Below are 19,089 nucleotides of genomic sequence, written 5' to 3' on the forward strand. Positions count from 1 at the left end.
CGATGGTGGCCGCGGATTATCCGAGCGCGGTACGTGCCGGCACGATGGCCGCGGCCCGGCTACATCAGCAACTTGACCTGCGTAAGCAGATCGAGGCGGCCGGCGGCAACGTCGATGTCTTCGCGGCCATCCATGCCTTAAATTTGCCCCTGCTCGTGCGGCCCCTGCAAGGACTCCTTGGTGCCTATCTGAGCGAACCTGAGCCCGGCGTCCTCGTTACGACGCAGCGTCCGATGAGCATTCAACGGTTCACGGCGGCTCATGAGCTCGGTCACTTCCGGCTACAGCATCAGCCCAGTCTCGATGACGAAAGCATTCTGCGACGGATGCTGCTGCAGGCGCAGCCGACGGGCGACTTTCAGGAGGTTGAGGCCGACGCATTCGCGGTCGAGTTCATGATGCCGCGCTGGCTCGTCGCTTGGCATGCGGCCCGTCAGGGCTGGACCGCTCCCAACTTTCGGCGACCGAGTGCAGTCTATCAGCTCTCGTTGCGGATCGGCGCGAGTTATGAGGCGACTTGCTGGACGCTCGCCCGCCACAGATTCATCCAAGCGGCGCAGGCCCGGGAGCTTCTTCAGACTCAACCGCGTGAGATGAAAGTCGCCCTGCTTGAGGCGTATCAGCCGCAAGACTACCGCGGCGACGTCTGGCTGCTCACCGAGCGCGACGCAGGAGCGCGCATCGATGGGAGCCGCAACGATCTGTTTGTTCTCAGGCTCGAAGAACACAGCGGCGGAGGCTATCTCTGGGACATCGATCAGCTCAAGGAGAGCGGTTTCGCCATTGTTCGCGATGACCTGCAGGCGATTGACGCCGACGGCGTCGGCGGGCCTGTCATCAGGCGCGTGACGGCGGCGCCACCGGACACCTATCGCGGACGGCTCGCGATCGACGAACGTCGACCATGGGATCCTGATCCGCCGCTTGCCACCCTTGCCATGGACATCGATCTCACCGGTCCTGAGCAAGAGGGGCTTTCGCGCGCCGAACGGCGGAGGCTGCTTGAGGCGGCATGAGCGACATTACGATTTCGGTCGATCTGCGGGCTTCTTTCGGCGCTGCCCGCAATCAAGGGGCACGCCCTACCTGCCTTGCCTTCGCGGCGAGCGATGCACACGCCGCTCTACGTGAGGGCTGGGTACCGTTGTCCTGCGAATATGCCTTCTATCAGGCGCAACGGCGCGCCGGCCGAATGCCGAACACCGGCGCAGTCCTGTCCTCAATGCTGGAGGCGCTCCGCAAGGATGGGCAACCCGAAGAGAGCGGCTGGCCCTATCTATCGGCAACACCCGCAGATGCAGCGTCATGGGCGCCGCCGCGCGAGGTCGGCAAGCTGTTCGGCCGCAACGGCGCGATCGCTACACACTCGATCGATCGCGTCATCCGGGAATTAGATCAGGGGCGCCCGGTGATCGTCCTCACGATGCTGTCGCGCGCCTTCTATCAGCGCACTCCACAAGGTGTCGTCGATCCAGCGCCCGGCGAGCAACCCGAGCCGGACCGACGCCATGCCGTCATCGCCGTCGGCCACGGTAAGGTCGACGGCCAGCGCGCCGTCTTGGTGCGCAACAGTTGGGGGCCGAGTTGGGGCGATGCCGGCTACGGCTGGCTTACGGAGCGGTTCCTTGGCACACGCATCTATGCGGCCGCAACCTTGTTGGAGGAGGTCGATGTACCTGCCGATCCCATCGCAGCCTGACTGCGCGAGCGCCTGGCGCGAAGCCGTGCGCGCCGTCGATAATCGACCGGGCCACTCGGCCTATAATGTGATCATCGATATTGCAGATCCGATCGCCAATGCAACGTCGGCGGATACCCGAGTCGCGGTCGTTGACGAGTTCCTGTCTGACTGCGACAAGTCGGTGGAGACGGTGGCGAACACCATTTTTCCAGCAGGCCTTTATCGCCGCTTTGGCGCACCTGCCTTCTTCGATATTTTCCGCGACAATGTTCTGAAGAAGGTTCGGCGAAGCGAACGCTGGTCCGGTTACTATTTCGAGCGCATGATCCAATATCCGGTGGCCGAGGGTGACGCGCCCAATCAGCTCTGGGATATCGTAGAACGCCTGAAAAACGAGGATGTGCGGGCCCTCAACAAGTTCGAGCTGTCGCTGTTCGATCCGGTCAGGGATGTCGATAATTCGCCTTATGGCGGACAGTGCCTCAGTTTCATGAGCTTCAAGGTCATACCTGGCACGGAAAAGACGCTGACCCTGACGGCGATGTATCGCAATCACTTCTACATCGAAAAGCTGCTGGGCAACCTGATCGGCCTTGGTCGCCTAATGGACTTTGTCGCTCACGAGGCGGGCCTCAAGGTCGGCGCGCTCACCGTCATTTCCACCCATGCCGAAATCGACCAGCCCCGCCGCAACGGAAAGCCTGCCAGCCGGTCCGACATTACTGCGATGATCGCAAAGTTCGATCAGGCGGCAGCCCCTCTCGCGGCTTGAGTGCCGGAGAAGGGAAGCTCGAGCGTCTGTCGGTCGTCATCGTCGGCTGCGAGACCGTAGATGTGATTGACGCCCGAGATGAACCCGGCTTGGCCACCGTAACTTGGATGGCGGACGATCTCGACCGTTATATCGAGGCCGTTTAGCGCCATACCGGCATCGCGGCCGATTGCCACGATCCGGCGGGGCTTGATCATCGCAACGAGAGCCATGAGCAATGGCCACGTGGCTTCGCGCTCGACCCTTGTGTGGCAGCGATTCGAGAAGGGGTCATCCGCCTCATGCGGATGAAGAGGAAATATATTCCACAACACTGCGGGCTCGCCGATTCGAGTGAGCACGCTCCAGACGATGGCGGCGGTCCGCTCCGCGACCGCCGGACCTCTTGTCGCGCGATCCAGCGCTATGCCGCCCATCAGCGCCGCCGCCTGGCCCAAATGGACCTCGTCCGTCAGCGGCACGCCTGTTCTGCGGCCGCCGCGATAGCCCAGATCGCGGGCGATCCAGATCGTGTCGACATGCGCGGTTAGGGCTGCGTCCAGGCAGCGCACAAGATTCCGCCGCCGGACGCGCGCCGCATCTGCTCGATCATAAGTCGCACAACAATCGGCATAAGGGTTGAACACCGAAGGCAGGTGGGTTTCGGCGAGGGCTTGGGTAAAGGACTTCGGCGTTTTCAAGGTAGTGTCTCGATTGTCAAACGACGGTTATTCGTATCGATGTGGAGACGTCCGCGCCGATGCTCGCGCAGAAAGCGGAAAGCGGCATAGCCCTGCAAGATCGCCTCTTCCCAAAGCCACAACGGAATTTGCTCCGCCTCATACCCGGCGACGAACTGGCGGACATGCTTGAGCATGTCGAACGGCAACTCACCAACTCTAACGTCAGCGATGAAATTCAGGGCCACGGCTTGCCCAAATATCCATGTCGCCACGCCTTCTTCGATCAGCGTGGCGCGGGCTCCATCCTGTGCCTCGTCGATCTTGGGATCGCTCTTGCGCTTGAGTCGGAAAAGACTGCGGATGACAGGTGACCAAGTCAAGACCGCCACGTAGGCGTAGTGAAAAACGTCGTGAAAGCGGTAGTCATCGGCCGTCATGGCGTTGTCGGTCAGACGATCGCCAATGTTCAGGCCGTTGCAGCGCTGAAACACGTAGGTCTGGCCGCGAACTTTGCGTTCGAACACGTCGACGTAGAGGTCGCGGGGCAACTGCTCCTCAGCTTCCGCGGACTCGTCAAGCGGCGCCGGGTAGATACGTTCGCGAGGCCAGCGATCGAAGATCTTGCTCAGATTCTTGACCGCCGCCGCCTCAAGCGTCACGCCCGCCTCGTTCGCGGCCTGAATCACAGTTCTCATGATCGCAACCAGGCGGCCCGCCAAAGCTGCTTGGTTATTGGTCAGGCGGCCGGCCTCGTGGTCGGTCATCAGTAGGCCGACTTCGCCCGCGAGCTGGAGCAGCGTCTTCTCGAACGCCAGCGTCGGCTCCGATCGTCGAGTCATTATCGCGGGTTGGAGGGAAGCGAATGAAAGTAGGTCATCAGGCGCACGCTGCCAGTCCGCATATCCTCGATTTAGATTTCCTGCGATATCGCCGAGGGACAGCCCGCCACGCGCGGCAACCGCCGTGAGATACCAAAGTACGTCGCCCAATTCCTCGACGACGGCACCAGCGTAGCCGAGATACGAGGCTCGATCTCGCTGCTTCTTTTTGACCTCGCTGAGCAGGCTGCCGGTTTCGCCAAACAGGCCGAGCAGCGGAAACGTGAGCGAACCGCTGTCGCTTCGCTGATCGGTGGTCAACGCCTGCGAGACATAGTCCTGAATGCTGAGCGGGGTGAACTCGTCCGTCACTATGGCCGCCTCTTTCGACGATCGGAGATTGCTTCGTCGGGAACGGTCACGCCTTAGGCCTTCAGTGCACGCAGAACCACGACCCGGATCGGCTCGCGCGCTTCCGCAGCTCGAATGCCGAGGTGGTGCTTCGTGACCGACGGTACCTGAATCTGCAGGTACTCATCGACCCCATTGAGTGATTGCGAAGTAACCGTCTTCATGACGTCACAATATCATATGTTTCATGAAATCACTATATCGTGAGCTGTGGAATTTTGGCATGTTGGCGATCAACATCGCGCAGCTTCGAGGTCCTGTGTCTGGAAGGTCTGTCATGATGAGGTGGGCGGGAAGCCGTTGGGTCCTTGGCGCCTGACGCCGTGATCCGGCTCGGTCTCCCGCCCGTTCCATCTTTCAACCTGAACAGTTGCACGAGGCTGCGCCAACAGACCTCGCATCACAGGGACAGGCACCGTGATCATACCTCTCCGTTGCGTCGGAATCGACGTCTCCAAACAATATCTTGATGTGTTCGATGAAGCCGTCGGTGCGTCCGAGCGCATCGCCAACGCGCCACAGGCCATTACGCAGCTGGTGGCGCGTTGGCGATGCGCTGCGCTGGTCGTCTTTGAGGCCACGGGTGTCTATGACCTCGAGCTTCGCCAGGCTCTGCGTCAGGCCGGCATCCGCTTTGCCCGGATCAATCCGGCCCGTGCCCGCGACTTTGCCCGCGCCAGCGGCCAGCTCGCCAAGACCGATCCGATCGACGCGCGGATGCTGGCGGCCTTTGCGCGCGCTATGAAGCCCGCCACCGATCAGGCCGCCACACCCGCCCGCGACGCCTTGGCGAGGTTGGCAAAACGGCGCGATCAACTGGTCCACATGCGAGCCCAGGAGAAGAACCGCCGCAGCGAAGCCGATGACCGCGCCATGGCCGAACGCATCACTCGCCTCATCGAGGTCCTCGATCACGAGATTACCGCGATCGAGGCCGAGATCAGCGTACTCATCAAAGCCGAGCCGGCGCTTGCTGACGATGCGCAATTGATGCGCTCCCTGCCCGGCGTGGGACCCGTCGCCTGCATGCAGCTCATCACCCAAATGCCGGAGCTCGGCTATGTCGGGCCGAAGGAGGTGGCGGCTCTTGCCGGCCTGGCTCCCATCAACGTCGATAGTGGTGTTTACCGTGGCAAGCGCAAGATCAGCGGCGGCCGAAAGCGCGTCCGTGACGCCCTCTACATGGCCGCCCTCAACGCTGTTCGCCGCGCCGGCACCTTCAAAGTCTTCTACGAAAGGCTGCGAAAGGCCGGCAAACCCGCCAAACTCGCCCTCATTGCCTTCGCTAGCTAGAAAGCTGCTAGCAATCCTCAACGCAATGATGCGCGATCGCAAACCCTACCTCCCGGCACAATCAACATAACAGTTGCCGCTTCCTCTTGCCGCAGGGCTGCGGCGACTGGGTCAGGCATGCGGGCGGTCCGGCCCGGCCGTAGCGAGGTGCGACCCCGGGGACTGCACACGCGCGACTGCGGCGCGGCATTCACTGACGAAGTAAAGGCATGGGCCATTCAGCGTCGCGTAGCGTTTATCTCAGGCGGATCAAACTTGTTGTTTGGACAAAGTAGAATGGTTGCTGAATTTCATGGCGAAAGCGAAAGACCCTCTTTTTCGATATCCCGCGATTCACGCTCATAAAGTGGACGAATTCGCGGACCGATTGAAAGAGGTCTATGGTGCAATCGGTTTCGACCTGCGCGACCCGGCCAACTTAAATGCGCGCGGAAACTTCGTTCAGCTTCAAGACATCGCCTTGGGCTTCGGAGCATGTGGGACAGAGTGCGGTTGCGTTGACCCGTACGAAAACCTGCTCAAAGTCCGAGCCGTATTCCAGCTGCACTGGGCGACCCGCCGATGTGATGCAGGGACTGCTGGGGGTAACCTCGGCAGACATTTCGCCGCTCCTCGTCATCCCAATACCGCGTAAAGGCAGCTGTAGCCGGGCGTAGTCGCTTGCTCCAAAGTGAATCGAGGTGAATGCTAGGGGGCGCCGGTTCGCCAACAGCTTGAGTTTGAACCAACGGAATTTACTAGCCCCGCGATGTTGTCAGGGTTGCGGCGGATGGTTGAGCAACTAACACTGCATCTCGACGATGAGAGCTCGACGATTGCCCCGCCCGCTGTCTCGGAATTGGAGGAATGAGCTGCTGCTGGTTTGATGGACACCGGGTTAAGCTAATCCCACCTTGCGCTCGAACTCAACCGGGCTGAGGTAGCCGATGGTCGAGTGCCTGCGGGTCGTGTTGTAGAATCGTTCGATGTAGTCGAACACAGCGGCGCGTGCCTCGTCTCTGGTCCTGTAGGTTTTACCTTCCGTCCTTTCGGTCTTGAGCGAGGAGAAGAAGCTCTCCATCGCCGCGTTGTCCCAGACGTTGCCGGAACGGCTCATGCTGCAGACGATGCCGTGGTCGGCCATCAGGCGCTGGAACTGCTCGCTGGTGTACTGACTGCCCTGGCCCGAGTGGTGTAACAGCGCATCCGGCTTGCCGCGGCGCCAGACGGCCATCAGCAAGGCATCGGTCACCAACTGAGCCGTCATGGCGGCGCTCATCGACCAACCCACCACGCGGCGTGAGAACAGGTCGATCACCGCCGCCACATAGAGCCAGCCCTCGGCGGTCCAGAGATAGGTGAAGTCGGCGATCCACTTCTGGTTCGGTCGCTCGGCAGCGAACTGCCGGTCCAGCAGGTTCGCCGGCACCGTCTCGAGCTGCCGATCGCCGCTGTCCTTCGGCAGGCGCCGCCGGCGCGGCCGTGCCCGCAACCCCTGCAGGCGCATCAGCCGTTCGATCTGGTGGAGGCCACAGTCCACTCCGTCGGCGAGCAGATCACGCCACACCCGGCGCGCGCCATAGGTGCGGTCGCTGGCCATGAAGCTGGCCTTGACCTTGCCGCCGAGCTCTTCGTCGCTGCGAGATCTGGCGCTGGGCGAGCGGTTCAGCCAGGCATGGAAGCCCGACCGCGACACCCCCAGCGCATCGCATAGCCATGCCACCGGCCAGATCGCCCGGTGCTTCGCGATGAAGACGAACTTCATGTCGCTTCCTTCGCGAAGAAGGCTGCGGCCTTCCTAAGAAACAGCCGGATTGGCGTCCCCCGGAATGGCCTGCAACAGGAAGCCTAGCGATTTGGCCCTCCGCTGAAGGTTGGCGACGACGCGGCTGCGATATTGTTGCTCATATTGGTTGGCACCCGGATCCCTGTAGCTCAGGCCGTGCCGGAGCGTGTTGTAGAATAAGACCGCAATCTTGCGGGCGGTCGCCGTTACGGCCTTCGACTTACCTGCCCGTGAGGACAGCCGACGATAGAATGCTCCCAGCGCTGTATCACTTCGACCGACCGTTGTGGCCGCCAACCGCAACAGCGCGGCTGCCCGACTGGAGGATCGTCGCGTACGCGAAGACAGCACCTTGCCGCCGGAGATCTTGTTGCCCGGTGCGAGACAGAGCCAGGAGGTGAAGTGCTTGGCGGTCGGCCATGCCCTCAGATCTGTGCCGCACTCGCCGATGAGCTTCAAGGCGAGCGACGGACCCAACCCATGGATCTCGGTCAGATCGACGCCGAGCACACCATACAGCGCGGTCCTGACATCGAACGTGGGTGTGTTGACCTGCTTGGTCTTTACGCGTGGCCTGGGTAACTTTCTGCCCGGTTTTGTCCCTCTGTCGCCCAACGCAGCGATCAAGACTTCGAGCTTGCGATCGCAGTCCAGCATCTTCGCCTGGTAGACGTCGTAGAGTTCCAGCGATTGGGTCAGGGCGAAGATATGTTCATGTCGGTTGTTGCCCACCAGTGCGGCGCGGATCGTCTCTATGGAAGAATGGCAGCGTGCATCCCGGTAGGTCGCCAACACGTCGGGATTGCGTTCGCCCGCAACAATAGCTCGGATGATCCGCATGCCAGTCGCACCCGTGATATCCGAGACCACGTGATGGAGCTGCAGGTTCATCTCCATCAGGGCCTTCTGCATATGCTGGATATGCGCAGCGGCATATTCCACCAACCGCTCCCGCTGGCGCAAATAGGCGCGCAGGGTTGCAATCTCGGCATCAGGTCTGAAGCTGCCGCGTAACAGGCCATAGGAATGAAGCTGGCGCAACCATGCGGCATCGCTGACATCGCTTTTGCGCCCGGGCACGTTCTTTGCGTAGCGAGCGTTGACCAGAATGACCTCAAACCCGCGCTGCTCCAGGATCTCGTAAACCGGGATCCAATAGACCCCGGTGGATTCCATCGCGACACTCGTCACGCCGCAGGCCTTAAACCAGTCTGCCAGATGATGCAGGTCTTCTGTGAATGTGCCGAACGTGCGCACCGGCATATCAGTGCAGGCTGGGTTCACCGCAGCCATGTGCATCTTTGATCCGATGTCGATGGCGGCCGCGCCGACATTGACCGGCTTCAGCTCCGGGCGGTTACTAGTCGTCCTCTTGGGCATAAGCGGGTCCTCCATTTAATGATGGGCAGGAGGGTCTGGGTTATGCCAATCGTCATCTTCCTAATCGGGATCGCCGCCGGAGCAGCGTCACCACTCCCAAGTCCGCATGCACCCATGGACCACGTTTTTTAACGGGGATTCTGCCTCCAATAAGCTGACGGCCGCTACCCTCCCAGCCAAGAAGATAGCACAAGGCTGTTTCTACCCCGCGCAGGTGCGTCACAACGCTGGACAGTTTTTTAGGATATCCCGCTCGGCCTTTAACTTGGCGACCTCACGGCGCAACCGCTCGATCTCCTGCTGCTCCGGCTTCATCTGGCCATGACCGGGAAAGGCCTGTACCGGGTCGGAGCCGAACTCCTTGACCCACTTGCGCAGCACGTTCTCATGAACGTCCAGGTCGCGGCCGGCTTGCGCCACCGATACCCCGCGTTCCCTGACCAGCTTGACCGCCTCGACCTTGAACTCGCGACTGAACTTCCGTCTCTTCATCGCCCACCTCCGGCTTCATGAAACACCTAATCTCGGTGTCCATCAAACCGGCAGCAGTGAACCGCCCCGGGTTTGCCGGAGGCTCCAACTCCTGAGAGGATGGAGCCATGACAAGCAAGACGACGAACAAGTTTTCACCCGAGGTCCGGGCCCGTGCGGTTCGGATGGTTCTGGATCAGGCGAGCGAGCATCCGTCGCGCTGGGCGGCGGTGACCTCGATTGCGGCCAAGATTGGCTGCACGCCGCAGACGCTGCATGACTGGGTCAAGAAGGCCGAGGTCGACAGCGGGCAGCGAGCCGGTGTTCCGACCGACATGGCCGAGAAGCTGAAGGCCCTGGAACGGGAGAACCGCGAGCTTCGGCAGGCCAACGAGATCCTGCGCAAGGCAAGCGCCTATTTTGCGACGGGACCGCCGGTCCAAGCCATGATCGCCTTCATCGACGATCATCGTGGGGCGTATGGGGTCGAGCCGATCTGCAAGGTCTTGCCGATCGCCCCCTCGACCTACCACGCCCATGTGGCTAGGCGGCGCGATCCGACCAAGCTGTCGGCGCGCGCCAGGCAGGACGCTGCCCTGAAGATCGAGGTTCGGCGCGTGTTCGATCAGAACTTCTCTGTCTACGGCGTGCGCAAGATCTGGCGACAGCTCAAGCGCGAAGGCTTCGATGTTGCCCGTTGCACAGTGTCGCGACTGATGGGGGACATGGGTTTGCAAGGGGTCATCCGCGGCAAGCCCGTCAAGACCACGATCAGCGACAAGGCCGCGCCATGCCCGCTGGATCACGTCAACCGCCAGTTCAAGGTCCCCAGACCGAACGTTCTCTGGCTTTCCGACTTCACCTATGTCGCGACCTGGACCGGCTTCGTCTACGTCGCGTTTGTCATCGATGGCCTCGATGTAGGCCACCTCGTCGTCGGTCATTCCGACGAGGGCTTTTGCTTTGGAATCAAAGATGGAATCAAACGGGCGGGCCGGAATGGAAAAATCCTTGTGTGGCAACGGATTATTGCGGGGTTCGATCCCTCCCGCCCCAGCCAGCGCTTAAGCTGCTGAGTTCGTTGTCGAAACAAACTCCATTCCCACCGAATACTTCGAGCGCGTTTGGAAATAGATTTTAAGGCTCGGTTGAGTATCGAGTTAAACGAGCATTGCGTTGGCCATATTGGCTTATCTCCATCGGTCTCATCACCAACATATACCGTGGAGACCACTTGGATAGGCTGGCCATGCTCTCATCGTAGAATAGAGGGCTGCGGCGAACAAATCGGACAACCCGTCGAATAATGCACCTGGGTGCCTCTCATAAGTCTTCATTCGAACGAGAAGCAAAGGACGCGGGTCTGAACAGTGCGCGAGACTGCTGCGAAAAAATGAGCGTACGCGCGCGCGGTTTGGCTACATGAACAAACGCACCGGATATGAGTGCGGTTGAAGTCTGGGCATGCGCTTGACGATCGTGGCGAGCGTCCCAGCAAAATTAAGTGTCACGGGCAGGCGGTCGTAAGGCCCGTCATTGTTCCAGTCCATTTTGGTCAGCGCGAGGGTCTCGCGGCAGAGATCATCAATGCCACCCAGGCCAGCGTGACGAACCAGAAGCAGCGGCTCCGGCGTGCCCTTGCCCTCCTTGTAGTAGTCCTTGCCCTTGGCCACGGCCGGAAGGTTACCCTGCGTCCAAAGCAAAGCCTCGTGCGGACCAAGCTGGAACGTGCTGCCGCGCTGGCATGGATAGCCGTGCGGGCGCTGTGGTCCGGCGATGAGCACTCCGCGCCAGCCGCAGCTCTGCTGCACATGAACCAGTTCGATCGAATCCGCGTTCGGGAGGGCATCGAAAACCCCCTCGATCTCGTCGGACCGAAACTCGGTGTTCTTGTGAACAACGATGCGCCGTGGCGGATCGCCCGAGTGCTTGCGCTGATAGATGCCCAGGCTGCGGGCCATCACCTTCAGCATCTGATCGCGGCGAAGATACGGGTTCTTGCCAAACATCTGGACGCCATCGGCCTCATAGGCCACGAACTCGAGACCCGATCCCTCAGCGTCAAAGACCTGACTACAACAGATCGCAAAGCGTTGCGTGGACTCGCCGCCGGCGCGCAGCGCATAGTCGATGCCGATGAACGCCGTGCCGGGCTCGACATCGGCAAGCACCCAAGGCGTGCCGCCGGCTTTGGTATAAAGCGCGATGCCCAGGCGCCAGGCAACGCTGCAGCGGCAATAATAGTTCAGCGCGCTGTCCTCGCGCAGGAATTGCACGCAAATCCCCTCGGACGCGGCATAAGCCTTCACATAGTCGTGGAGATCGAAATCGTCGCCTGCCGGTCCCCGAAAGGCCGGCGACCAGCTCTCCTTGAGCAAAATGACAACGATATCGAAACTGTCACGCGCGTTACGCAACGCAAAAAGTGCTCGCGTCAGGGCTTCAGCCAACACCACGTGGGGTTTCGCAGCAGCTTCGATCTCTCCGTCGAGGTCTTGCGACAAAAGGATCCGGCTCGCCGCGGCCCCGCGCGCCATTCGCACTCCGAACACCTTCTCAAAGCCGGGGAAGGGCGGCAGATACTGCTTTCGCTCCCGCGGCTGATGCACCTGTTCGAGTTCGCGCATTTGGCGTACCAGCGCTTCCTCGAGCTCGGCCGGCACGATCATCCCGACCCGGATCGGGTTCGGGACCGGCGACAACTTGCCAAGGCTATAGGGCCCGAAACGGATGAGTCCTTCCATCGGATGGAGATCGGTGGCCTGCGGATCGTTGGAGCCAAAGCGAAGCTTCGGTTCTGGCAGCACGACATGGCCGGGCAGGCGGAAAGGCTGGGTGGCGGTGCTCATCTCTTTCCAATCCCGCTGAACGCAGAGATCCGCAGAATCTCGAATTCTGCGTCGATGCCGTCCGCGATGCCGAACGCCTTGAGACGCACGGTCGGCTCTCGACCCACAATCAAGCTGATCCAGCCGTCCAGCATGGCGTTGGCGAGGCGATTGTGTCGACGCGCGCGCCGCTCGCGTACAAACTCGCGTGTTAGTTCGACCGTTTCGTCAGATGCGTCTGCGGCAAGCTCAGTGACGACGATAGGCTCAACCAGAAGCCAGAGCTGTTCAAGACGGAAATCGACGCGCAGGCCACAAGCTTCGCTCCAGACGACGTCGGTGTTGGGTACAGTGCCCGATACGATATCCACGGGCTTGGCAGTCGCGGTGTTGAAAATCGACGGCTTTACCTGCTCCGGCACCGGTCGAAGGCGCACTCGATTGCCCCGACGTTCCAGGGTTAAGCCGGGCCGGCCTGCAATTGCGCGGAATAGTGCATCGCGGACAAGGGCGCGTTCACCTCCCTCCTTGACCAGCCTCTTCGAGGACAGGGGATGGTGGTCGAAGACCTTGATGCCAAAAGGCTCGAACGCTTTGCGAATATCGTTGTCCCGTCCGAAGGCCAGAACACCGTCACGGGTGCGATGCGCGATGATGTCGACACCGATCTTCGCAATGGCTTCCTCGATCTCCTTGTCGCCGCCGATCGTGCAGTCGACGATACGGCAAAGCGCTGGCCCCGAGCTGACCGCGAGCGCGTTCATGCGTATGGCCGGCACCGCCGCAGTGCTCGGCCGGAGCTTGGCGGTCGCGAGCCGCGGCCGAGGGGCGCCGGTAAGGCTGGCGAGCTTGTCAGCGGTCTGCGGCAGGAACCGGAGGAGATCAGAAAAAAGCTCGTCGAAAGACTCCGCCTCCACAATATGGGCGTCAATCCCCACCGTGCGGGCGCGGGCGATCAGTTCGGTGACCGCGCGGTAGGGCGTGTCCTGGCCGCGCTTGAACCAGAAGAGGCCGCCCGGGAAGCCACGCCCCTCGTCGAGGGCCTCGTTCAACCCGTCCATGATCGAAGCGTCGCGGCCGCTATAGCCAATGACGGCAAGCCCTTGCCGGCGGCAGGCGTCAACGAGGTTGCGCCGCATCTCGGCATCCTGTTGGCGGAGCTCCGCGTCAGTATTCTTGAGCGAGTCGGAATGGTAGTCGCCATGCAACTTGCCATAGACAGGCCAGCGGTTTTCATCGACAGCTCGTCGAATTTTCTCGGGCTCCTTCAAGTCGGCGACGACCAGCCGTCCTGTGCCACCTAGATGCTCTGCCGCGGCATCCTCCACCGAGCGGTCGAAATTGGTGGTCCAGACGATCCGGCAGAGATCCTGCGCCATCAGAAGCGCGAGCGCATGATGACCGAAGGACGGCTTTCCGCGCGCGATCAGCTCATCGAGATAGGCGCGACGGTCTTTCGGCGAGTGATAGGTCGCCTCGAAATAGGCGGAATATTCAGTCTCCGACCCCGCACCCGGAAAGCCGCCGATGGCATCGAAATGCGCCTGCAGCTTGCGTTGGACGGCGGGCTCCCCGATGTCGGTGATCGCCGAGGGCGGCAGCTTCTTTTGCGAGCGATAGAGCCGCTGCTTGAAGTCCCAGATCATGTCGCCGGCAGTCTTGATCCCGGCAGCCCGGGACGCGCCGGCGCCGAGAAACCACATGATCTGCGCTCCGCGAAGCTGGAAGAGACGAAGGAACGCCGGAATGTCGAGCGGCCGAATGGCCTCGTCGTCCGTCCCGGGCGCAACGGCGGATGTGTCCTCTGAGGGAACGGGGCGGACAAAACCTGACGGCTTTATGGAACGGGCGGAGCTTATGGCGGTGACCTCAACTCAAATGGCAATGAAATCTTGTGGTATCTGAAGACGATCTCGGTGAAACTGCAACCAGGACGTGAGTCCGTCCCGCTAGCGCTGAGTTGTCCGGCACCGAGCGCTCGGTCGAGTGACCATGAGGGAAAAGGTGGGGGGCGTTTTGGACGAGCCACGGCGCGTCAGCGCGCACTTCGACGTTGTTGACGATCTCCTGTGGCAGGCAGTTGCGGGCCGATTGCCGGAGCTCGGATCGATTGCGCTCGCCCGGTCGGGGCGGATCGGGCCGCTCATCGAGCTCGCGATGGCGGCGGTCGCCGCGCCAGAGGCCTATCAGGCCGTCACGGTCGAGCCTCCGGTATTTGACCAGGTGACGCGAGCGCTTCGCGACAGCGTAATCAGCGGCGCCGCAGCGCACGATCGCGCCGGCGTGTTTCCCCTGTCGCGCCTCAAGTCCGGGAGAGACGGTGCGGACGAGATCGCCTGGGAGCAATGGGCCATGCACGCGGAAAACGCTGCGGTGGCGGCGGGCCTGGCGAAGGGCCTTGTCGCCGGCCTGATGGGAGCCCTCGGCGAGCTTCAGGACAATGTGTTCGAGCACAGCGGCCGTCCTGAAACTGGCGTCATCGCCTATGCCGCCGGCGATGGCACATTCGAATTTGTCGTCGCCGACGCCGGCCGGGGTGTGCTTGCAAGCCTGCGGGAAAATCCGGAGTTTGCCGGCCTCGAAGACTCTGGTGCGGCGTTGCGGGTCGCGGCGTCCGACGGCGCCTCGCGGTACGCGCGCAGCACGGGCCACGGTTACGGCATTGGTCAGTTGTTTCGCGCCCTTGCCCATGATGCCGCCGAGCTAAGGTTTCGCAGTGGCGATCACGCACTGCGGCTCTGGGGCGACGCCCCGAGCCTCACCGGGCAGGTGGACTTGATGCAAAAGGCCTGGCTGGACGGCCTCTCCATTTCCGTTCGCTGCGCGCCGGATGCGGCGCGACGTCGGACGTAGTCGCACCGGGGGGCTTTCCGCCTCATAGGAAGCCCGGACGAGCGCGACGTTGTGCGCTAGAAGGTCGTCGATCGGCGCGCCGTTCAGGGTCGGGAATTTCGCCCATTTGAGACGCCCGGACTCGGTCAAATAGGCGCGTCGCCGCCGCATGGTGCGGGAAAACGCTTCAGTCTCGATCAGAGAAACCTTGTCGAAATGGCACCGCAGCACGCCGAGTCTGCGGCCACCGCCCCGGATGACCAGCGCGAGCGGACGATTGACGCGGTCAGCGAGCGCAGAGAGCTGGGCGACATGCCAGTCGAACCGCTCGCCGCGGCCGCAGCCCGTCGCGAACTCGAAGGCGAGAATCTCGATCTCGGGACGTTCGGCGATGAGGTTGCCCCAGCGGACGTAATCATGCCGCGTGCGGGCGTTGATGTGCAGCGCAGCCGGCAGGCCTGCCGCAGCCATCTCCGTCCAAGCCAGCAGGATCCGCTTCATGCCGTGGAGATTGTCGGTACGCGGCACGTCGGTCAGCACGCTGTAATTCGGCGTGCTGATGAGCGCGACACCGAGCGCCTTCAGCGCGGCGAGAATCGCGCCGCGTTCCTTCAGCTCCCACCAGCGTTCGATCGGGCTATCCTTGTCGACACCCGACACGACGATCGTCGCGCCTTCGGTGAAGCGGAAGCGATCGGCGAGTTCGGCACGGGAGGTAACATGCGGCTTGCCGGTTGCGAGATTGATAAGCTCGTACAGCGACAGCGCGACCACCGGCTCGTCAAGGGCCGCCACACGCCGGTAGCCGTGGTCAACGAAGGGCACGATCATCGGCAGGTCGGGAACGCCGTTCGCCGGAACGCGCGGCGCGTTCTCGAAGCCCAAGCCACGCACTTCGCGCATGCGGGCGACGAAAAGGCTTGGATTGAACCGGCAGACCATGTCGCACTTGCTCTTGTCCTTGCAGGAGCAGAGGTCGCGGCAATCGACGATGCCGGCGTCGGTATGGACGCCGCCACAACGGTCACGCTCGAGGCAGGTCGGGCAGCCCAGCGACTGTGTGTGCTGCGTCGCATCATCCCAAAGCCGCTGCGGTTGCGGGAAACGGCGTGACGGTTCGTGGGGCGGCCGGTCGTTCATTTCACGCTGATCTCCGCGGTATCGCCGAACAGTCCGACGCGCTGGACCACGCCTTCGGCATAGCCGCCGCCGTCTGCGATGGCCGCGGTCATTTCGGACGCGGGATTTGCGATGTGTCCGACCGCGCGAAGGCCGTCACTGACGGTGAGGCCGTCGGGCGCTGTTTGGACGATCAATGTGTCACCCGCTTTGAGACGGCAACTGGCATCGAGCTGGGCGGTCACCGTGCGCGCTGTCTCGGACATGGTGAGTTCGAACAACGTCGGCAATTTCAGGCGGTCGAGACCACCGTTCCAGCGCTTGCGCCATGGCTTGCCAGTCTGCGCACGGATGTAATCGAGGCCCATCAAGCAATCTCCAGGAGGGGACTGAACGACTTGGATTTGCCCTGCTTGCGTTCGACAAGCAGGCCCTTGGATGCGAGCGCGGACAGCCGATTGTTCCAGGCGGTGGGGCCGATTCGCTGGTCGGTGAACCGCGCGGCAAGTTCGGGGGCCGTGATGGTGCCGAGCTCGCGAGCCACATCAAAGGTCGAGCGCTGGGCGGTATCGAGCTCGCCGATCAGCCGTGCGCTGATGACGGTGTCGTCCGCGTCAAGTTCGCAGCTCCAGAGCACGTCTCCGCGGGCGCGCACGAAGAAGTCGAGCTCCTCGGCGACAGCCGGCTGGAGATTGGCGACAACAGGGTAGACATTGCGCAATGACTGTCGGGCGTAGTCGCGAAAACCGATCACGGCTTCGCGCAGGAACGAGGCGGTAGCGACCTCGATTTGAGTGAAGTCGAGGAACGCCGGTGTCGGGGCCTCCGACGAAGGCGTCGCCGCGATCAGGGCACTCAGCAGCTTGCGTCCCGAGGTAGCGCCTGAAAGGACCGTTTGGCCGCCCGTTAGATCGAATAGTCGGTGCCGCAATTCATTATCCTCACTTCACACGAGTGAAGGTGGTGATTGAATCGGAGACCGTCAAGGGTATCCGGGGGCGCGACTGGGTTTTCCCCAGTTTTCCGGGTGAGGAATTTGGGTGTGTTGTCCGAAATTTGTATACGTATTTCGGACAGCCGGCTTGGCCATTGTCCGAAAAATGTCTACAAGTTTCGGACATGAGCGACCAGGCGCCCGACCTCAAAGCTGCCGTCCTGCAGCGCATCCAAAGCGATGTGCCACGCAAGGCGTGGACGCCATCGGACTTCCTCGACCTCGGCTCGCGCGACGCTATCGACAAGGCGCTCCAGCGACTCACTACGGCGGAGCAACTGCGCCGGATCGATCGCGGGCTCTATGACCGGCCCGGCTTCAACAAGCTGACGCAGAAATCCAATCCGCCAGATCCGCGCTCCGTGATCGAGGCGCTCGGCCGCCGCGACCAGGTCCGCATGCTGGTCGATGGCATGACCGCGGCCAATGACCTCGGCCTGACGGATGCCGTACCAGCCAAGATTGTCGTCCACTCCGACGCACGACGCCGCGCGCTGCGACTGGGCAATGTCACCATCAGTTTTCGCCCGACGGCGGCAAGCAAGCTCTTCTGGGCTGGACGGCCTGGGATGCGCGTCGTTCAGGCGCTCCACTGGATGCGCGATTTGCTCTCGCGCGAGGGCGAAGCCAACCGGGTGCGCCGCAAGCTTCGCAAGCTCCTCGATGATCCTGCGGCAGGTCCGCCCCTCAAGGCAGATCTGATTGATGGGCTGACGAAGGTCCCGACCTGGATGCAGGTCTTTCTGAAACCCGTGCTCCAGGATGATCAGCATGTACCGGCAAATCCCGCCGCTGCCGACGATGATCATGATGATGACGATGATCATCATCATCATCGTCGCCGCCGACGTTCGGCGGCCAGTCGCCAGCAGGATCGCGCAGCCAATCGGTCCCGCTCGAAGGCCGCCATCTCGTCCAGGCCATTGTCAGGACCGCGCTCAACTCGACGGACGCCGAACGCATGAACGCGGCTTTTGACGAGGTTTTCTCTGCAGGCACCGAGGCAATGCTGAGTGCCTTCGATACCACCGCGGCTCGGCTCGGCACGACCTCTCAAAACATCGAGAAGGATTTCTGGGTCTGTTGGACACTGGACGCGCTGTTTCACGGCCTGCCGAAAGGAAGCCCGCGCCTTCTCTTCAAAGGCGGAACATCCTTGTCCAAGGGGTTCGGCTTGATCAACCGCTTCTCCGAAGACGTCGACATCACCGTGTTTCGCGATGACATCGACGCCCCGGCGACGGTCGCCGAACTCGAGGCGCTCAGCGGCAAAAAACGCAAAGCCCGGCTCGATGCGATCAGGGACGCATGCCAGGCCTACATCGCTGGCCCCATGCGTCAGGCGCTGACCCGGATCCTCTCGAACCGCCTGACCACCGCTGGCCTCACTCCGAATGGCGGGCGCATCGAGCTCGACGACACCGACCCCGACGGCCAGACGCTGTTGATCTGGTATCCCGCAACGACCCCCCATTCGGACTATGTGCGGGCCGCGATCAAGATCGAGGCGGGCGCAAAGTCGGCGCTCGATCCCAACCGCGAAGTGCCGATCAAACCCTACGTCGACGATGATCTGCCGGCGCTCGATTTGACGGTGCCGTCAGTGCGTACCGTCGAGCCCCAGCGCACCTTCTGGGACAAGGTCGCGATCCTCCACGGGTTACGTCGCTGGTTTGACAAGCGCGGTGAGCTCCGTGGTGGCGGACAGCGCGTATCGAGACATTATTATGATCTTTATCTTCTCGCGCAGGCGCCGGTCGGTATGGGGGCAGCGGCAGACACGGACCTCGGCGCTGACTGCGTCGCGCATGCACGAATGTTCTTCAACAGGCCGGACTTCGATCTTGCGAGCGCGGCGCCAGGCAGCTTCGCGCTCTTGCCGCATGACCACATGGTCGATCAGCTGCGGACCGACTACCGCGCGATGCGCGGGATGATCTTTGGCGAGCCACCGACATTCGAGGATGTGCTTGCGAGCGTGGCAGCGATTGAACAGAAGCTCAACCAGGCACCACCCGGTCATAGCCCAGCCCGTCGGAACTATTGACCCGCAGGGAGGGGCG

16 protein-coding genes, 3 pseudogenes and 1 other annotated feature are annotated in these 19,089 nt (G+C 62.1%); of the genes and pseudogenes, 7 read left to right on the forward strand and 12 right to left on the reverse strand.

The window, feature by feature from the left end; genetic code table 11:
* The first annotated feature begins 2 nt into the window (after positions 1-2).
* The 3 genes from Q0030_RS01460 to Q0030_RS01470 are packed head-to-tail and all read left to right on the forward strand — an operon-like array spanning position 3 to position 2,453.
* Positions 3-1,016 (forward strand): ImmA/IrrE family metallo-endopeptidase, encoded by a 1,014-nt coding sequence (locus Q0030_RS01460; protein ID WP_298362410.1) that lies wholly within the window; start codon positions 3-5, stop codon positions 1,014-1,016.
* Positions 1,013-1,699, forward strand: coding sequence for a C1 family peptidase (locus Q0030_RS01465; protein WP_298362412.1), 687 nt, complete (start codon positions 1,013-1,015; stop codon positions 1,697-1,699). Before Q0030_RS01460 ends, Q0030_RS01465 begins: the two co-directional genes overlap by 4 nt.
* Positions 1,671-2,453: a hypothetical protein gene (locus Q0030_RS01470; RefSeq protein ID WP_298362415.1), complete on the forward strand. Its 783-nt coding sequence runs from the start codon at positions 1,671-1,673 to the stop codon at positions 2,451-2,453. Before Q0030_RS01465 ends, Q0030_RS01470 begins: the two co-directional genes overlap by 29 nt.
* Here the strand turns inward: Q0030_RS01470 and Q0030_RS01475 are convergent.
* From Q0030_RS01475 to Q0030_RS01485, 3 genes are read right to left on the reverse strand one after another with little or no spacing between them, the layout of a single operon-like run.
* Positions 2,426-3,133: a uracil-DNA glycosylase gene (locus Q0030_RS01475; protein WP_298362416.1), complete on the reverse strand. Its 708-nt coding sequence runs from the start codon at positions 3,131-3,133 to the stop codon at positions 2,426-2,428. The genes Q0030_RS01470 and Q0030_RS01475 overlap by 28 nt on opposite strands.
* Complete coding sequence (locus Q0030_RS01480; RefSeq protein WP_298362418.1) at positions 3,130-4,305, reverse strand: nucleoside triphosphate pyrophosphohydrolase family protein; 1,176 nt, start codon at positions 4,303-4,305, stop codon at positions 3,130-3,132. Before Q0030_RS01480 ends, Q0030_RS01475 begins: the two co-directional genes overlap by 4 nt.
* A 53-nt stretch (positions 4,306-4,358) precedes the next feature.
* The gene (locus Q0030_RS01485; protein WP_298362420.1) at positions 4,359-4,508 is read right to left on the reverse strand and encodes a hypothetical protein; all 150 of its coding nucleotides are present in this window, start codon (positions 4,506-4,508) and stop codon (positions 4,359-4,361) included.
* Between the two features lie 253 nt (positions 4,509-4,761).
* Here Q0030_RS01485 and Q0030_RS01490 point away from each other — a divergent pair, with 253 nt between their 5' ends.
* Complete coding sequence (locus tag Q0030_RS01490; RefSeq protein ID WP_298362422.1) at positions 4,762-5,637, forward strand: transposase; 876 nt, start codon at positions 4,762-4,764, stop codon at positions 5,635-5,637.
* A 418-nt stretch (positions 5,638-6,055) separates the two neighbouring features.
* Here Q0030_RS01490 and Q0030_RS40545 read toward each other — a convergent pair whose 3' ends face one another.
* From Q0030_RS40545 to Q0030_RS01505, 4 genes and pseudogenes are all read right to left on the reverse strand, one after another.
* Entirely contained in the window at positions 6,056-6,346 is a 291-nt protein-coding gene (locus Q0030_RS40545) for a hypothetical protein (protein ID WP_363323411.1), read from the reverse strand.
* 168 nt (positions 6,347-6,514) lie between these two features.
* Positions 6,515-7,414, reverse strand: a pseudogene (locus Q0030_RS01495) (IS3 family transposase); the annotation flags it as partial.
* Complete coding sequence (locus Q0030_RS01500; protein WP_298362424.1) at positions 7,415-8,782, reverse strand: IS110 family transposase; 1,368 nt, start codon at positions 8,780-8,782, stop codon at positions 7,415-7,417.
* Positions 8,783-9,019: 237 nt separating this feature from the next.
* Positions 9,020-9,274 (reverse strand): annotated as a pseudogene (locus Q0030_RS01505) (transposase); the annotation flags it as partial.
* A gap of 107 nt (positions 9,275-9,381) precedes the next feature.
* Between Q0030_RS01505 and Q0030_RS01510 the strand changes: the two are divergent.
* Positions 9,382-10,164, forward strand: a pseudogene (locus Q0030_RS01510) (IS3 family transposase); the annotation flags it as partial.
* Positions 9,666-9,774 (forward strand) — a sequence feature (AL1L pseudoknot). (Overlaps the previous pseudogene by 109 nt.)
* 507 nt (positions 10,165-10,671) lie before the next feature.
* On the opposite strand, the gene Q0030_RS01515 reads toward Q0030_RS01510, so the two are convergent.
* The 5 genes from Q0030_RS01515 to Q0030_RS01535 all read right to left on the reverse strand — a co-directional run bounded on the left by Q0030_RS01515 (position 10,672) and on the right by Q0030_RS01535 (position 16,963).
* Positions 10,672-12,102 (reverse strand): hypothetical protein, encoded by a 1,431-nt coding sequence (locus Q0030_RS01515; RefSeq protein WP_298362426.1) that lies wholly within the window; start codon positions 12,100-12,102, stop codon positions 10,672-10,674.
* The gene (locus Q0030_RS01520) at positions 12,099-13,784 is read right to left on the reverse strand and encodes an SIR2 family protein (RefSeq protein WP_298362429.1); all 1,686 of its coding nucleotides are present in this window, start codon (positions 13,782-13,784) and stop codon (positions 12,099-12,101) included. The genes Q0030_RS01515 and Q0030_RS01520 overlap by 4 nt, the downstream gene beginning before the upstream one ends.
* Positions 13,785-14,784: 1,000 nt before the next feature.
* Positions 14,785-16,053, reverse strand: coding sequence for a hypothetical protein (locus Q0030_RS01525; protein WP_298362432.1), 1,269 nt, complete (start codon positions 16,051-16,053; stop codon positions 14,785-14,787).
* Positions 16,050-16,400, reverse strand: a complete 351-nt coding sequence (locus tag Q0030_RS01530) for a hypothetical protein (protein WP_298362435.1) — start codon at positions 16,398-16,400, stop codon at positions 16,050-16,052. The genes Q0030_RS01525 and Q0030_RS01530 overlap by 4 nt, the downstream gene beginning before the upstream one ends.
* A complete protein-coding gene (locus Q0030_RS01535) occupies positions 16,400-16,963 on the reverse strand; it encodes a hypothetical protein (protein WP_298362438.1) in 564 nt (187 codons plus the stop codon). The genes Q0030_RS01530 and Q0030_RS01535 overlap by 1 nt, the downstream gene beginning before the upstream one ends.
* A gap of 188 nt (positions 16,964-17,151) precedes the next feature.
* On the opposite strand from Q0030_RS01535, the gene Q0030_RS01540 reads away from it, so the two are divergent.
* Positions 17,152-17,991, forward strand: a complete 840-nt coding sequence (locus tag Q0030_RS01540; protein WP_298362441.1) for a DUF6088 family protein — start codon at positions 17,152-17,154, stop codon at positions 17,989-17,991.
* A complete protein-coding gene (locus tag Q0030_RS01545; protein ID WP_298362443.1) occupies positions 17,988-19,073 on the forward strand; it encodes a nucleotidyl transferase AbiEii/AbiGii toxin family protein in 1,086 nt (361 codons plus the stop codon). The genes Q0030_RS01540 and Q0030_RS01545 overlap by 4 nt, the downstream gene beginning before the upstream one ends.
* The last annotated feature ends 16 nt before the right edge of the window (positions 19,074-19,089 follow it).

It is taken from the genome of uncultured Bradyrhizobium sp. (genome assembly GCF_947648125.1).
GTDB lineage: Bacteria > Pseudomonadota > Alphaproteobacteria > Rhizobiales > Xanthobacteraceae > Bradyrhizobium.

Bases quoted from the DNA above. Each gene is read 5' to 3' on its own strand.
- Q0030_RS01485 (WP_298362420.1), bottom strand. From the start codon at position 4,508: ATGAAGACGGTTACTTCGCAATCACTCAATGGGGTCGATGAGTACCTG.
- Q0030_RS01540 (WP_298362441.1), top strand. From the start codon at position 17,152: ATGAGCGACCAGGCGCCCGACCTCAAAGCTGCCGTCCTGCAGCGCATC.
- Q0030_RS01470 (WP_298362415.1), top strand. From the start codon at position 1,671: ATGTACCTGCCGATCCCATCGCAGCCTGACTGCGCGAGCGCCTGGCGC.
- Q0030_RS01545 (WP_298362443.1), top strand. From the start codon at position 17,988: ATGAACGCGGCTTTTGACGAGGTTTTCTCTGCAGGCACCGAGGCAATG.
- Q0030_RS01525 (WP_298362432.1), bottom strand. From the start codon at position 16,053: ATGAACGACCGGCCGCCCCACGAACCGTCACGCCGTTTCCCGCAACCG.
- Q0030_RS01465 (WP_298362412.1), top strand. From the start codon at position 1,013: ATGAGCGACATTACGATTTCGGTCGATCTGCGGGCTTCTTTCGGCGCT.
- Q0030_RS01530 (WP_298362435.1), bottom strand. From the start codon at position 16,400: ATGGGCCTCGATTACATCCGTGCGCAGACTGGCAAGCCATGGCGCAAG.
- Q0030_RS01515 (WP_298362426.1), bottom strand. From the start codon at position 12,102: ATGAGCACCGCCACCCAGCCTTTCCGCCTGCCCGGCCATGTCGTGCTG.
- Q0030_RS01460 (WP_298362410.1), top strand. From the start codon at position 3: ATGGTGGCCGCGGATTATCCGAGCGCGGTACGTGCCGGCACGATGGCC.
- Q0030_RS01500 (WP_298362424.1), bottom strand. From the start codon at position 8,782: ATGCCCAAGAGGACGACTAGTAACCGCCCGGAGCTGAAGCCGGTCAAT.
- Q0030_RS01520 (WP_298362429.1), bottom strand. From the start codon at position 13,784: ATGTGGTTTCTCGGCGCCGGCGCGTCCCGGGCTGCCGGGATCAAGACT.